The organism is Bradyrhizobium sp. 21 (assembly GCF_023073335.1).
Taxonomy (GTDB): Bacteria; Pseudomonadota; Alphaproteobacteria; order Rhizobiales; family Xanthobacteraceae; genus Bradyrhizobium.
On sequence record NZ_JADPJG010000031.1, the window covers coordinates 120,197 to 134,476 of the forward strand.

Here is a 14,280-nt window from a genome sequence, read left to right on the forward strand (position 1 = left end):
ACTGAACAAGAAACCACGTACCGGGAGTTGACCATGCTGGCTGATCGCATCGAGGCAAAATGGATCGACGCATTTTGCGAGATTTTTGAGCGATGCGCCGTCAAGGCCGGCGATACCGCCGCGATTCTCTCGGAAACCCAGTCACGTGCGTTGAACGTTCATCTGGCCGAGCTCGCGCTGCTGCGGATGGGTGCGCGGCCGTTTCACGTGGTGTTGCCGACCCCGCGCAACCGGAATATCGTTCCGGTTCGCTCGACGGGAGCGAGTGAGGCGATCCAGCGGCTTGGGCCGGTGATCAGCGCGCTTCAGCAGGCCGGCTTTGTGGTGGATTGCACCATCGAGGGCCTGATGCATGCCGTGGAAACGCCGGAGATCCTCAAGGCCGGCGCGCGTATCCTGGTGATCTCCAACGAGCATCCCGAGGCGCTGGAGCGGATGGTGCCGGATTCCGCGCTCGAAAAGCGCGTTCGTGCGGCGGCCAAAATGCTGCGTGGGACCAAGCGGATGCGGGTCACCTCGAAGGCTGGCACGGCGCTCGATGTCGACATGGTCGGCGCGTCCACGGTCGGCGTGTGGGGGTGGACGGACAAGCCCGGTACGCTGGCGCACTGGCCCGGCGGCATCGTTGTCAGCTTCCCCAAGAGCGGGACGATCAATGGCACGCTGGTGATGGCGCCCGGCGACATCAACCTGACCTTCAAGCGTTACCTGACATCTCCGGTGAAGATGACGCTGAAGGACGATTATGTCGTCGAGCTCGACGGCGAGGGCACGGATGCCGCGATGATGCGCGCCTATCTCGCCGCGTGGGGCGACCGTGAGGCCTATGCGGTATCGCATGTCGGCTTCGGCATGAATCCGGGCGCACGCTACGAGGCGCTGTCGATGTATGACCAGCGCGACACCAACGGCACGGAAATTCGCGCCGTCTCCGGCAATTTCCTGTTCTCGACCGGGGCCAACGAATTCGCCGGCCGCTACACGGCGGGCCATTTCGATCTGCCGATGATGGGGACGACAATCGAGCTCGATGGCGTCGCGGTGGTGCGTGAAGGGGTGCTTCAGGACGTCTTCGACTAGCTGCGATCGAGCACCGGCGGCCGTGCCAGGTCGAAGTGCCGGAGCAGGTCGACCATGGCCTGAAGCCGTTTTGCCCGGTAGGCGTCGACGTCCATGCCTGAATAGTCGAGAAAACCTGAACCTGTGCGCAGGCCAATCCGGCCCTCGTGCATGTTCCTTGAAATCACGTCCGGTGCGCGATAGCGATCGCTGCCGAGTGCGCCCTCGAGATAACGACTGGCGTAATAGAGGATGTCGCCGCCGCCCCAGTCGATGAATTCGAGCAGCCCGAGCACGGCGTAGCGGAAGCCAAAGCCGTAGCGGATCGCCTTGTCGATCTCCTCGGCGCTGGCGACACCTTCCTCGACCATGCGTGCGGCCTCGTTCATCGCCAGCGCCTGGATGCGTGGGACGATGAAGCCGGGCGTCGCCGCGCAGACCACCGGCACCTTGCCGATTCCTTCGAGCAGCGCCTTGACCTCGTCGATGATAGCGGGGTCGGTAGCCTTGCCGGGCGAGACCTCGACCAGCGGTATCAGATAGGCCGGATTGAGCCAGTGCACGTTGAGGAAGCGGCGCGGGTTCACGATTGCGCCCGAGAGATCGTCGACGAGAATGGTCGACGTCGTGGATGCAATGATCGTATCCGGGCCGACCTGTTTTGAAGCCGCTCCCAACACCTCGCGCTTGAGCTCCACGACCTCAGGAACACCCTCGAACACCATTCCGGCTTCGGCCAGCGCCGCGCCGCTTTGGCCGGCCGGCACCACCGAGATCCGTGCGATGAGGGGATCAACATCTGCCTCGCTCAGCAGCCCCAGCTTCGAGAGGCTTGCAAAGGTCTTTTTGACTTCGCCGCGTGCGTCCGCCTCCAGCTTGGCGAATTCTTCTTCGGAGCGGGCCTTGATGTCGATCATCGTGACCATATGGCCCGCGTAGGCGAACGCGACGGCGATGCCGCGCCCCATGCGGCCGGCTCCGAGACAGGCGATGACGGCTCGGCTGGTCATCGGTCAGAATCCCTTGCGCAGAAGTGTCTGCAGTTCGGCCTTGCCGAGATTGCCGAGCCCCAAAGTTTCGAGTGTCCGGCCGCCCTGTGCAAAATCTTCACCGCAGATTGCGCCACCGATGGCCAGGAATGCCTTGGCCAGCGGCGTAGCCACGCGCGTCAAGGCGGCGGCTGAGACCAGCAGCGATAGCCCCAGCCGCAAATCCTCACGCATGTAGCGATGCTCGGACAGCACGATCCGCTCGCGCCAGTCGCCGGAATCAGTCAGCCGGTCATGCGAGCCGCGGCCATACATCCAGATCTCGCCTTCCCTCGCGTAGTGATGGGCCAGCGGAAAATGCGGCGCGCCGTACCCGAGCGCCTCGCGCACCGCGATCCGTTCAGCGTCGAGCGCGTCGGTAACCCGGCGAATCGCGGCTTGCGTTCCTTCCTTGTGAATATCCCACCGCTCGAAATGTTCGATCGGACCCGCGTTCATGACGATCAGTGGCGGATGGATGATCGGACCCGCGTTCATCAGCGCGCCGGAGAGAGCATCTCCGCACGGTTCGATCACACCGGGGAAAGCGCGTCCAATCACCTCAAGCGCGTGATGGGCCTGATCGAGCGGGAACACGCCGACCGGCAGTCGCTTGGCGCGGATGGTGATGGCGACCTGGAATGGCCCGTGCTTGCGGGTCAGCCAGGGCAACGTCCCGGTCTCGGCAAAGCTCGCCTTGGCGCGATTGCCCGCATCTCGCGCGGCTTGCGCGAAGATCATCGAGCCAAACGTGGCCGGTGGCAGAAACACGACCTGTCCGTCCCGCAGATGTGGCGCTAGCAGCCGGGCAATGTCCGGCTGCGCGAAGGCCGGCGCGGGGCACAGGATCAGCTCCGCGCCGGCGACAGCTTCGGCAATGTCGGTCGTCACCCCCGCGAGCTTGACGTCGTGACGGCCGTTATGATCCTTCACCAGGATGCGCGAGCCGGCGGCACGATGGGCCGCGACCTGATCCGCATCGCGGCGCCAGAGCCGGACCTCATGTCCCGACAGCGCAAAATCGCCCGCGGCCGCGAAACAGCCGTTCCCTCCACCCAGAACCGCAATCTTCAAGATGCTTCTCCTTGGGTGAGCGATTGCGCATCAAGCTGCTTCAGCAGGAAATGCTGGACCTTGCCCAGCGCCGTGCGCGGCAGGTCGGTGACGAAAACGATGTCGCGCGGAACCTTGTAGCGAGCGAGTTGAGCCTGAAGATGGACTTTCAACGCGTCTGCTTCCAGTCGACAGTCGGATCGCCGGATCACGTAGGCGATGGGCACCTCGTCCCAGCGTGGATCGGGCCGGCCAATCACGGCGCATTCGCTGACATCGGGATGCTCGAGCAGGACCCGCTCGATCTCCGCAGGGTAGACATTCTCGCCGCCGGAAATGATCATGTTCTTCTTGCGGTCGCGCACCCAGAAATAGCCGTCCGCGTCGCACAGGCCGATATCGCCGGTGAGATACCAGCCATCGTGCAGCGCATCCCGCGTCGCGTCCGCATTGGCCCAATATTCGAAGAACACGTTGGGGCCGCGCAGCGCGATCTCGCCCGGCGTGCCCGCTGGCATCTCGTTGCCGGCCTGACCAATCACCTTCGCTTCGCAGCACAGGCCGGCAAGACCGGTCGATCCCACGCGCGAGAGATCGCCACCGAGCCGGGTATAGACGGCGATCGGGCAGGTTTCCGTCGAGCCGTAGACCTGAAGCACCGGCACGCCGCGCGCAACGAAGCGGTCGATCAGATGCGGCGGCACGATGGTCGATCCGGTGGCGACCGCTTTCAGCGATGAGAGATCGGTCGTGGCCCAGGTGGGATGCTCGCTCACGGCTTGAATGATCGCCGGCACCATCACCGTCAGCGTCGGCCGTTCGTGCTCAATGGCCGCGAGCGCCGTATCCGGCGTGAAGCGGGCGTGAACCGTGACGGTCGCGCCAAGTTGGAGCGCGGGCGTGGTCTGAATGTTGAGGCCACCGACATGGAAGAACGGCAGCACGGTCAGCACATGATCGTCGGACGTCATGTTGTGCATGTGCTGGCTCATGACGCCGTTCCAGAACAGCGCCTCCTGCCGCAGCACCGCGCCCTTGGGCCGTCCGGTCGTTCCCGATGTGTAGACAATGAGCAGCGGGCAGGAAAGATCGGTGTGCGGGTTGCGGCCGCTGCCCTCGCTGCGTGCCAACAGGTCTTCGAACGTCGTGCCGCGAGGCGGCTCGAAATCGAGCCCGACAATTGCAGTCCCCTCAAGCTCGGCAAGAATCCCCTCAAATGCCTGCTCGAGCACCAGGACCTTGGCGCCGGCATCGGTGAGAATGAAAAGCTGCTCGGCGATAGCCAGCCGCCAGTTCAGCGGCACCAGCATCGCGCCGAGCCGCGCGCAGGCATAGAGCAGAACCAGATAGTCTGGCCGGTTCAGGCTGAGGATCGCAACGCGGTCGCCCCGGCCGACGCCGAGCTCCTGCTTCAATGCCGTGGCGGTTCGCTCGATGCGCGCGGCGAACTCCGCGTAGCTCAGCCGTTTCCCTTCGAAGGCAATGGCTGTCTTATCCGGCGCGAACGCCGCGTTGCGATCGATCAGACTACAGAGGTCCACGGTCAGTCGTCCGCTTCACCGGCCTCGTACAGCGCCTCGCGCCCGATCCGGTCGAGGCAGAGCTCGGCCGTCCAGGGCAGCATCAGCGAGCCGCAGCGGCTGTCGCGATAGATCCGCTCCAGCGGCAGCGACCGGAGCATGGCCTGGCCGCCGCAGGTCCGGATCGCGAGGGCCGCGAGCTCATTGGCGCCTTCCATCACCGAATATTGCGCGGCATAGGCGCGCAGCACCTGCTCCTTGCTTGGATTGGCACGGGCCTCGGTGACGGCCTGGAACCAGATCGCCTTGATCTGCTCGAGCTTGATCTGCATCTGCGCGAGCGCAATTTGCTTGGTCGGGTACATCCTGCGCTTGACCGGCGGCATGCCCGGCACTTCGCCGCGCAGATATCGCACGGTGAAATCGTAGGCGGCTTGCGCCAGGCCCATATAGGTCGGCGACAACGTCAAGAACATGTGTGGCCAGCGCATCGCGGCCTGGAAGTAGACGCCCCGCGGCATCAGCGCCGAATCCTTCGGTACGAACACGTCCTTGAACAGGAGCGTCCGCGAGACCGTGCCCCGCATGCCGAGTGGGTCCCAGTCGCCGACGACTGAGACGCCTTCCGATTTCGCAGGGATCGCGAGGTAAAGCGTATTGCGGCGCGAAGCCTTCTCGCCTTCCTCGGTCTCGGTGCAGAGTACGCCGTAATAGTCGGCGTGACCGGAGAGTGATGCAAAGATCTTCTTGCCGTTGACGATCCAGCCGCCCTCGACTGGCCGTGCTTCGGTACCGAAAGCGACGCCGCCTGCGGCAGCCGCACCGCCCTCCGAGAAGGGCTGCGAATAGATGGCGCCGTCCTCGACGATGCGCTTGTAGTGGACCGCGCGCCGTCGCTCGTGCTCGGCGCGGGTCTCCGCATCCATGTCGAGATCGTCGGCGAGCGGGCCCGACCACAGCGTCGAGCAGACATGCATGTTCCAGGTGAGCGCAGTCGCGCCGCAATAGCGGCCGATCTCGGCCGCCGCCAAGGCATAGGTCTGATAGTCCGCACCGAGTCCGCCGTGCTTCTTGGGGACGGCAATGCCAAGCAGGCCGACGCGATGCAGATCGCGATAATTCTCGCTCGGGAACGTCGCCTCGCGATCGTACGTCGCAGCGCGGCCGGCGAACACGCTCTGGCCGATCTCGCGGGCGCGCGCGATGATGCCGGCCTGCTCGTCGCTCAGGCGGAATGCGACGGGATCGAAGATCGGGGCATCCAGCGCGACCTTGTCGGTCGTGCCGATGTTCTTGCTGACTTGCATGGTCATTGCTCAGTCACCCTATTTTTTGGTCGCGACGGAGTTCAGGAACCGGCCGAGGGCCTCGTCAAAGGCATCGGGACGCTCGAGGTTGGCGAGATGGCCGACAGCGTCGAGCTCGACATATTCGGCGGCAGGAATGTAGGTCGCTGTCTTTGCCATCATCGGCGCAGGCGCGTTGTTGTCCTTGGAGCCGGACAGCAGCAGCGTCGGGACGGAAATGTCCTTGAGCGTGGCCCGCTGATCGAAGCCGATCAAGGCCAGCATCATGGCGCGATAACTTGCCTCAGGCACGCTACCCATGCACTCGCGCGCAAGCTCCATCCCTGCGGGATCAGGATCATCGCCGACAAGCTCCTTCACAAGGGAGGGCGCCAGCGACTTCATCGTTTCCCCGCGATCGAGCGGCCCCAGGCGTGCCGCGATGAACGATTTCTGCCAGTCGCCGTCGGCCTTGCCGAAGGCCGGGCTGGTCTGCGCCAGCACGACGGCGCGCGCCAGTTTTGGGAATTGCACCAGCCATTTCTGGACGATCATGCCGCCGATGGAATGACCGACCAGAATGGGCTTGCTCGCGCCAAGCTGCTCGATGAATCGCTGGAGCGCATCCGCCAGGGCAGCGATGCTGACGCTGGCGAGCGGCGCCGATCCGCCATAGCCAGGCATGTCCCACGCAATCGCGTGGAAGCGGTCACCGAATGTGGCAAGCTGCTGCCGCCAGGCCCGCGCCGCGCCGCCGATGCCATGCAGGAAAATCAGAGGTGTCGCGCCCGGATCGCCCGCGGCTTCATAGGCGAAGCGGCCGTCCTTTGTTATCATCGGCGCAGGTTGCGACACGGGACATCCTTTGGCTTGGCCTTTTGATGCTAACAGGCCGGTGAGGGATGGGAAGAGATAATTTTATACTTAAAGCAATTTTCGGGCCGGTCTTCAGCGTGCGGCCGTTCCCGTACCAGGTCGAGCTTTGTTTGCAAAAGTTTGAAGGTTAAAATATATCGAGAGAGCGATCAGCAGAATGCAAGGGAGCCAGCGCATGTCCGGATTACCGCATTCGCCGCACGCGCTGGTGACTGGTGGCGGTCGCGGCATCGGCCGTGCGATCGCAGCAGCGCTCGTCGAGGCCGGTGCGACGGTGACCGTCCTTGGCCGGAACGCTGCCACACTTGAAGAGGCTATCAGTGCGGGGGCCGCGCATTTTGCGGCCGTCGCCGACGTCTCGGACGAAACCTCATTGAAAGCCGCCATCGCCGAAGCGAATGCGCGGCAGCCGATCGACATCCTGATCGCCAACGCGGGAAGTGCCGAGTCCGCGCCGTTCTCCAAATCCGACAGCGCCCTGTTCGCGCGCATGATGAACGTCAATTTCATGGGCGTGGTTCACGCTGTCAGCGCGGTGCTCCCGGGGATGAAGGATCGTCCCTATGGCCGTATCGTCGCGATCGCGTCGACGGCGGGGCTCAAGGGCTACGCCTATGTCAGCGCGTACACTGCGGCCAAGCACGCCGTGGTCGGTCTGGTGCGCTCCCTTGCACTCGAGATGGCTGGCAGCAATGTGACCGTCAACGCGGTGTGTCCCGGTTTCACCGATACTGATCTGGTCGCCGGCAGCATCGAGACCATCATGAAGAAGACGGGCCGTAGCCGCGAGCAGGCGATTGCCGAGCTCGCGAAACATAATCCGCAAGGACGGCTGATCTCTCCTCGGGAGGTCGCGGATTGCGTGCTCTGGCTGTGCGGTGAGGGCGCCGGCGCAATCACCGGACAGGCCATCGCTGTTGCCGGTGGCGAGATTTAGCGCGCATGACGCAGGCGCGGAACAAGGAAGCCTAAGGAGATCGCATGAGCAGACCCGCCAATCCCGTGACATTGCCGCTCGCGGACTATTCGCCGCAACACTTCCTGCTGGCCGTGGTCGACGGTGTTGCCACGGTCACGCTCAATCGTCCTGAACGGAAGAATCCGCTGACCTTCGAGAGCTATCGCGAGCTCACTGATTTCTTCCGGGCCTGCGCATTCGACGATGCGGTCAAGTGCATCGTCGTCACCGGCGCCGGTGCCAATTTCTCGTCCGGCGGCGATGTGTTCGAGATCATCGGTCCGCTCGTGAAGATGGACACCAAGGGGCTGACGGCATTTACGCGGATGACCGGCGACCTCGTCAAGGCGATGCGGGCCTGCCCGCAGCCGATCGTTGCCGCCGTCGAGGGCATCTGCGCCGGCGCGGGCGCGATCATCGCCATGGCGTCGGACATGCGGCTTGCGGCGAGCGGGACCAAGGTCGCATTCCTCTTCAACAAGGTGGGCCTTGCGGGTTGCGACATGGGCGCCTGCGCGATCCTGCCGCGGATCATCGGACAGTCCCGCGCCTCCGAATTGCTCTACACCGGCCGGTTCATGACCGCGGAGGAGGGCGAGCGCTGGGGTTTCTTCAGCCGCCTCGTCACGCCGGAGCAGGTGCTGCCCCAGGCACAGGTGCTGGCCAAGCAGATCTCGGAAGGGCCGACTTTCGCCAACACCATGACCAAGCGGATGCTGGCCATGGAATGGGCGATGTCGGTGGAGGAGGCAATCGAGGCGGAAGCCGTTGCTCAAGCGCTGTGCATGACGACGGCCGATTTCGAACGCGCCTTCGAGGCTTTCGCCAACAAGGTCAAGCCGGTCTTCAGGGGCGACTAGGTCGGGCTTTGCCCACAGCTTGCCGTAATGGGGCTTGCGCCAAATTAGTTTAGGCTTAAAATAGTTTCGGCGGGTTGAATTGGCGAGGCTCCCATGAAAGTCGCGATCATCGGTGGCGGACCTGCGGGTCTCTACGCAGCCATCCTGCTTAGGAAGCAGCGCCCAAGCGCCGACATCACCGTTTACGAACGCAACCGTGCCGACGACACTTTCGGCTTCGGCGTGGTGTTCTCTGACGCCACGCTCGACAATTTCGAGAAGCACGATCTTCCGAGCTATCGCCGTATCACCCAGGAGTTCGCTTACTGGGATGACATCGCCGTGCACTTCCGCGGAACGGTCCATCGGGTCGGCGGCAACGGCTTTTGTGGTTGCTCGCGGCAGAAGCTGCTTCTGATCCTCCAGGCGCGGGCGCGCGAACTGGGCGTGAACCTGCAGTTCGAAGTGGACGTGGAGGACGAATCCCGCTTTGCGGACGCCGATCTCGTCGTGCTCGCGGACGGCATCAATAGCCGCTTCCGCGACAAATACGTCGATCATTTCGAGCCGGAGGTCGACCTCCGCAGCAACAAGTTCGCCTGGATGGGTTCGACCAGGCCGCTCGATGCCTTCACCTTCATCTTCCAGGAGACGGAGTGGGGGCCGTTCATCGCCCATGCCTATCAATATGAAGCCGGGCATTCGACCTGGATTTTTGAGACCGATCCGGAGACGTTCGATCGGGCGGGACTGACGGGGCTGAACGAAACCCAGTCCGCCGCGCGGATGGCTGATATCTTCGGCTGGTTTCTCGATGGGCACCAACTGCTCACCAATCGCTCGACTTGGCGCAACTTCCCGATGATCCGCAGCAAACGCTGGGTCAAGGACAACATGGTGCTGCTCGGCGACGCCAAGGCGACCGCGCATTTCTCGATTGGTTCAGGCACCAAGCTCGCGATGGAAGACGCGATCGCGCTGGCTGACGCCATGGAGAGGGCGCCCAGCATCAAGGCGGCACTCGACGTCTACGAGCACGGCCGCCGCGAAGAGGTCGAGAAGACGCAGCACGCCGCCGACGTCTCGCTGGTCTGGTTCGAGCATGTCGACCGCTTCTGGGATTTCGATCCCGTGCAGTTCGCCTTCGGCGTGATGACGCGCTCGAAGGCGATCACCTATGACAATCTGAAACTTCGCGCGCCCGATTTCGTCGCCGAGGTCGAAAGATCGTTTGCCAAGCGTGTTCGTGACAGCGGTCTTGAAGTCGACACCAAGAAACCGGTGGTGCCGTTGTTCCAGCCGTTCCGGTTGCGCGAGATGGAGATCGCCAATCGCGCGGTGGTGTCGCCGATGTGCATGTATTCGGCGAAGGAGGGCGTGCCGACCGATTTTCACCTTGTGCACTACGGATCGCGCGCGATCGGTGGTGCCGGCCTGATCTTCACGGAGATGACCTGCGTCGCCCGCGACGCCCGGATTACACCCGGCTGCGCCGGCCTGTGGAACGACGAACAGGAGGCTTCCTGGCGCCGGATCGTTGATTTCGTGCATGCCAATTCTGCCGCGAAAATCTGCCTGCAATTGGGGCACGCCGGGCGTAAGGGCGCGACTAAGCTGATGTGGGACGGCATGGATCGTCCGCTGGACGACGGCGGCTGGGACGTGTTCTCGGCATCGCCGCTGCCCTATTTCCCCGACAGCCAGGTGCCGCGCGAGCTCGATCGCGCCGGCATGAACGTGGTGAGGGACGCCTTCGTCGCGGCGGCCGAGCGCGGCGAACGCTGCGGCTTCGACATGCTCGAACTGCACTGCGCCCACGGCTATCTGCTTGCGAGCTTCATCTCGCCGCTGACCAACACCCGCACGGATGAGTATGGCGGCTCGCTCCAAAACCGCCTGCGCTTTCCGCTCGAAATCTTCGAGGCGCTGCGGACGGTGTGGCCGTCGCAAAAGCCGATGTCGGTGCGCATTTCCGCGACGGACTGGGCCGAGGGTGGTATCGGTGGCTACGATGCGGTGACGATCGCGCGCGCTTTTGCCGAAGCCGGTGTCGATCTCGTCGATGTCTCGACCGGGCAGACCGTGCGCGATGGGCAGCCGATCTATGGCCGCATGTTCCAGACGCCGTTCTCCGACCAGGTCCGCAACGAGGCGCGCGTGGCCACCATGTGCGTCGGCAACATCACGACGGCGGACCAGGCCAACACCATCCTGGCCGCCGGCCGGGCGGACCTCGTTGCGCTCGGGCGGCCGCATCTGGTTGACCCCTTCTTCACCATGAGGGCGGCGGCCTGGTACGGAGCGGGCGACGCGTTCTGCCCGCCGCAATATCTTCCCGGAAAAGATCAGATTTTCCGCAACAGCGTGCGCGACCGGCAGGATCTCGAGGAGCTGCGCATTAAGGCTAAGCCCAAGACCCGGGCCGAGCTCAAGGCGGAGGCGACGAAGCCGCTTGCGGCGGAGTGACTGCCCGTGCGACTTTAACCCCATTGCCTGGCGTTTTGAGTGGAGTTTAAGGCGATGAAGGCGATTATCGTCGGTGGCGGTATCGGTGGTCTCACCACCGCATTGATGCTGCGTGCGCGTGGCATTGCCTGCGAGATTTTCGAGCAGGCCGATACCATCCGCGAGCTTGGCGTCGGCATCAACACGCTGCCGCATGCGATGCGTGAGCTTGCCAGCCTGGGTCTGCTCCAGCAGCTTGACGATGTCGCGATCCGTACCGATCAGCTCTACTACCTCAACCGTCATGGCCAGGAAGTCTGGCGCGAAGCCCGTGGCATCGACGCCGGCCACGACGTGCCGCAATTCTCGATTCATCGTGGCCGCCTTCAAGGCGTGATTCATCGCGCCGTCGAGGAGCGGCTCGGGCACGAGGCGATCCACACCGGCTGCCGTCTCGGTGCATTCACCCAGGACGAGGGTGGCGTCACCGCCTATTTCTTCGACCGCTCAGGCGCACACATCCATACCGCACGCGGTGATATCCTGATTGGCGCGGACGGCATTCATTCGCGCGTCCGCGACACGCTGTTCCCGAACGAGGGGCCGCCGTGCTGGAACGGTCTGATGCTGTGGCGCGGCGCACGCGATTGGCCCCAGTTTCTCACCGGCAAATCGATGATCGTGGCCGGCGGCCTCAACGCCAAGGTGGTGATCTATCCGATCGCGGATGGATCGAGCCCCGCGAGCCGCCTCACCAATTGGGCAGTGCTGGTGAAGGTGGGCGAGGGCAACGCGCCGCCGCCGCGCAAAGAAGACTGGTCGCGACCGGGCCGGCGCGAGGAGCTGATGCCGCATGTCGCGCGCTTCTCGGTGCCGTATATCGACGTGAAGAGCCTGATCTCGGCGACGCCGGAATTCTACGAATATCCGACCTGCGACCGCGATCCGTTGCCTTATTGGTCGTCCGGGCGCGTTACGCTGCTCGGCGATGCCGCGCATCCGATGTATCCGGTTGGCTCCAATGGCGCCTCGCAGGCGATCCTCGATGCGCGCTGCCTTGCCGACGCGCTGGTGCGCGCCGAGCACCCGCGCCAGGCGTTGCTTGAATACGAGAAGAAGCGCCTGCCGATGACCGCGGACATCGTCCGCTCCAACCGGCGCGGCGGCCCCGAGGGCGTCATCGACGCGGTCGAACAGCTCGCGCCCGACGGTTTCGACAATGTCGACAACGTGCTGAGCTATTCCCAGCGCGAGGCGATCGTGCGCGGCTATGCCACCAAGGCCGGCTTCGCCGCCGTGCCGGGGCTGGCGGCGGTGCGCGCTTGATGTGAAGCTGCTAGCCGGCGCCGGGAGGCGGCGGCAGGAAGTGGATGTTGAACTCGGCAGCCATCGCGACCACGTCTTCCGGCTTCTGCTCCTTCATGTTGTGAAGGCCCCAGAAAAGGTCGAACAGCTTGCGGGTCGGCGACACCCAGAACAGCACCTTTGCGGTCTGCTCCGACTTGTTGAAGATGCCGTGCGGCACGCCCATGCCAAGGCGGATCAGATCGCCCGCGGTCGCCTGCGACTCGGAATTGCCGAGCATGAAATCGAGCTTGCCCTCCAGCATGTAGAGATACTCGTCCTGGTCGGGATGGATGTGCGGCGGCACGAACGTGCCCGGCGGCAGCGTCGCGTGCCAGGAGAAGCTGTGCTCGGTATTGCTCTTCGGCACGTAGGTCTGGCCGAGGATATTCCAGGAAATGCCCTGGATGCCCTCATTGGCCCGTGTGATGCCGGTGATTTCGCTCTTCATTGCAGTCCTCCCGTAACGCGATGCGGCTTAGTTCGCCGCCTTGCACTCCTTGGCATAGCGGTCGCCGTAATTCTCAAACACCTTCTGAACGATCTCGGTCTGGAACTTGCCGTCCGCACGCTTGGCGACCTTGGTCAGGTAAAAGTCCTGGATCGGATAACCGTTGGTGTTGAACTTGAAGGCGCCGCGCAACGAGGTGAAGTCGGCTTTCTTCAGCGCGGCCCCGACGGCGTCCTTGTTGGAGAGATCGCCCTTTACGCCTTTGACGGCGCTGTCGATCAGCATCGCGGCATCGTACGCCTGGAATGCGTAAGTGCCGGGCACGCTGTTGTAGGCGGCCTCGTAGGCGGCGACGAACTTCTTGTTCTGGGGATTGTCGAGATTGGGCGCCCAGTTTGCGCCTCCGAACATGCCGACGGCCGCATCCTGCTGCGCCGGCAAGGTCGACTCATCCACCGTGAAAGCCGAGAGCACCGGAATGCTGTCGGCGAGGCCGGCCTGCTTGTATTGCTTGACGAGATTGACGCCGAGGCCGCCCGGCATGAACGTGAAGAGAGCATCGGGCTTCTGCGATGAAATCTTGGAAAGCTCCGGCTGGAAGTCCAGCGTGTTGAGCGGCATGTAGGATTCCTCGACGATCTCGCCCTTGTAGTCGAGCTTGAAGCCCGCCACCGAATCCTTGCCGGCCTGATAGTTCGGCACCATCAGGTACATGCGCTTGTAGCCGCGATCCTGCGCGACCTTGCCAAGGATCTCGTGCACCTGATCGTTCTGGTACGAGGTCACATAGAAGAACGGGCTGCAGTCCTTGCCGGCAAACGTCGATGGGCCGGCATTCGGACTGATCAGGAAGGTTTTCGATTCCGTGACCGGCCGGTGGATCGCCTGGAGGATGTTGGAGAAGATCGGGCCGACCACGAAGTCGACCTTGTCGCGTTCCAGAAGGCCCTTGACCTTAGTGACCGCTGCGTCCGGCTTCAATTCGTCATCGACCACGACGACCTCGACATCGCGGCCGCCCATCTTGCCGCCGAGGTCCTTCATCCCGAGCGCAAACCCGTCGCGAACCTGCTGGCCGAGCGCGGCGGCGGGCCCCGACAGCGTCACGATTACACCCAGCCTGATCTTCTCCTGGGCGAGGGAGGGGCTCACCGCGGCGCCAAGCAGCAAGGCGGCTGCGGCCAAGGTCATTTGCGTCTTCATGATCTGTCCCCCGTGACATCAGGGCTTGCGCTGCAAGCCGCGTACTTCAATACAAGCTTATGCCGATGATGGCTGCCGCGGCAAGCAGAGCTCAAGGTGTCACCATTCGGCGGTCAGTGCGCATGCAAGCGGCGCGCCAATTACTTGAAGCCTAAAGAAGTTCGCGTGCGGTCGATTGTTGCAGCTTTGGACTTGCAGCCGGCGTCAATTTACTTGAA

12 protein-coding genes are annotated in these 14,280 nt (G+C 63.6%); 5 read left to right on the forward strand and 7 right to left on the reverse strand.

Going from position 1 to position 14,280, the window contains the following annotated elements; genetic code table 11:
• Window positions 1-33 precede the first annotated feature (33 nt).
• Entirely contained in the window at window positions 34-1,080 is a 1,047-nt protein-coding gene (locus IVB31_RS24615; RefSeq protein WP_247328802.1) for a peptidase M29, read from the forward strand.
• Here the strand turns inward: IVB31_RS24615 and IVB31_RS24620 are convergent.
• Genes IVB31_RS24620 through IVB31_RS24640 form a run of 5 tightly spaced genes read right to left on the reverse strand, consistent with a single transcriptional unit; the run spans window position 1,077 to window position 6,801 of the window.
• Complete coding sequence (locus IVB31_RS24620) at window positions 1,077-2,069, reverse strand: 3-hydroxybutyryl-CoA dehydrogenase (protein ID WP_247328805.1); 993 nt, start codon at window positions 2,067-2,069, stop codon at window positions 1,077-1,079. The two genes, IVB31_RS24615 and IVB31_RS24620, sit on opposite strands and share 4 nt — an antisense overlap.
• 3 nt (window positions 2,070-2,072) lie before the next feature.
• Complete coding sequence (locus IVB31_RS24625) at window positions 2,073-3,161, reverse strand: NAD/NADP-dependent octopine/nopaline dehydrogenase family protein (RefSeq protein WP_247328808.1); 1,089 nt, start codon at window positions 3,159-3,161, stop codon at window positions 2,073-2,075.
• Complete coding sequence (locus IVB31_RS24630) at window positions 3,158-4,681, reverse strand: AMP-binding protein (protein WP_247328812.1); 1,524 nt, start codon at window positions 4,679-4,681, stop codon at window positions 3,158-3,160. Before IVB31_RS24630 ends, IVB31_RS24625 begins: the two co-directional genes overlap by 4 nt.
• 2 nt (window positions 4,682-4,683) lie before the next feature.
• The gene (locus IVB31_RS24635; protein ID WP_247328816.1) at window positions 4,684-5,973 is read right to left on the reverse strand and encodes an acyl-CoA dehydrogenase family protein; all 1,290 of its coding nucleotides are present in this window, start codon (window positions 5,971-5,973) and stop codon (window positions 4,684-4,686) included.
• Between the two features lie 12 nt (window positions 5,974-5,985).
• On the reverse strand, window positions 5,986-6,801 hold the full coding sequence (locus IVB31_RS24640; protein WP_247328819.1) for an alpha/beta hydrolase: 816 nt from the start codon (window positions 6,799-6,801) through the stop codon (window positions 5,986-5,988).
• Between the two features lie 196 nt (window positions 6,802-6,997).
• Between IVB31_RS24640 and IVB31_RS24645 the strand changes: the two genes are divergently transcribed.
• The 4 genes from IVB31_RS24645 (at window position 6,998) to IVB31_RS24660 (ending at window position 12,390) form a co-directional block, all read left to right on the forward strand.
• Entirely contained in the window at window positions 6,998-7,759 is a 762-nt protein-coding gene (locus tag IVB31_RS24645; RefSeq protein WP_247328821.1) for an SDR family oxidoreductase, read from the forward strand.
• Between the two features lie 44 nt (window positions 7,760-7,803).
• The gene (locus IVB31_RS24650; RefSeq protein ID WP_247328824.1) at window positions 7,804-8,640 is read left to right on the forward strand and encodes an enoyl-CoA hydratase family protein; all 837 of its coding nucleotides are present in this window, start codon (window positions 7,804-7,806) and stop codon (window positions 8,638-8,640) included.
• A gap of 93 nt (window positions 8,641-8,733) precedes the next feature.
• Window positions 8,734-11,085, forward strand: coding sequence for a bifunctional salicylyl-CoA 5-hydroxylase/oxidoreductase (locus IVB31_RS24655; protein ID WP_247328828.1), 2,352 nt, complete (start codon window positions 8,734-8,736; stop codon window positions 11,083-11,085).
• Window positions 11,086-11,139: 54 nt separating this feature from the next.
• Window positions 11,140-12,390, forward strand: coding sequence for a flavin-dependent oxidoreductase (locus tag IVB31_RS24660; RefSeq protein WP_247328830.1), 1,251 nt, complete (start codon window positions 11,140-11,142; stop codon window positions 12,388-12,390).
• Window positions 12,391-12,400: 10 nt separating this feature from the next.
• On the opposite strand, the gene IVB31_RS24665 is transcribed toward IVB31_RS24660, so the two are convergent.
• Together IVB31_RS24665 and IVB31_RS24670 are read right to left on the reverse strand one after the other, a co-directional pair.
• Entirely contained in the window at window positions 12,401-12,859 is a 459-nt protein-coding gene (locus IVB31_RS24665) for a cupin domain-containing protein (protein WP_247328833.1), read from the reverse strand.
• A gap of 27 nt (window positions 12,860-12,886) precedes the next feature.
• Entirely contained in the window at window positions 12,887-14,062 is a 1,176-nt protein-coding gene (locus tag IVB31_RS24670; RefSeq protein WP_247328836.1) for an ABC transporter substrate-binding protein, read from the reverse strand.
• Window positions 14,063-14,280 lie beyond the last annotated feature (218 nt).

Excerpts from the sequence above, each read along its gene's own strand:
- IVB31_RS24645 (WP_247328821.1), top strand. The coding sequence starts at position 6,998 with ATGTCCGGATTACCGCATTCGCCGCACGCGCTGGTGACTGGTGGCGGT.
- IVB31_RS24655 (WP_247328828.1), top strand. The coding sequence starts at position 8,734 with ATGAAAGTCGCGATCATCGGTGGCGGACCTGCGGGTCTCTACGCAGCC.
- IVB31_RS24665 (WP_247328833.1), bottom strand. The coding sequence starts at position 12,859 with ATGAAGAGCGAAATCACCGGCATCACACGGGCCAATGAGGGCATCCAG.
- IVB31_RS24620 (WP_247328805.1), bottom strand. The coding sequence starts at position 2,069 with ATGACCAGCCGAGCCGTCATCGCCTGTCTCGGAGCCGGCCGCATGGGG.
- IVB31_RS24670 (WP_247328836.1), bottom strand. The coding sequence starts at position 14,062 with ATGAAGACGCAAATGACCTTGGCCGCAGCCGCCTTGCTGCTTGGCGCC.
- IVB31_RS24650 (WP_247328824.1), top strand. The coding sequence starts at position 7,804 with ATGAGCAGACCCGCCAATCCCGTGACATTGCCGCTCGCGGACTATTCG.
- IVB31_RS24660 (WP_247328830.1), top strand. The coding sequence starts at position 11,140 with ATGAAGGCGATTATCGTCGGTGGCGGTATCGGTGGTCTCACCACCGCA.
- IVB31_RS24615 (WP_247328802.1), top strand. The coding sequence starts at position 34 with ATGCTGGCTGATCGCATCGAGGCAAAATGGATCGACGCATTTTGCGAG.
- IVB31_RS24635 (WP_247328816.1), bottom strand. The coding sequence starts at position 5,973 with ATGACCATGCAAGTCAGCAAGAACATCGGCACGACCGACAAGGTCGCG.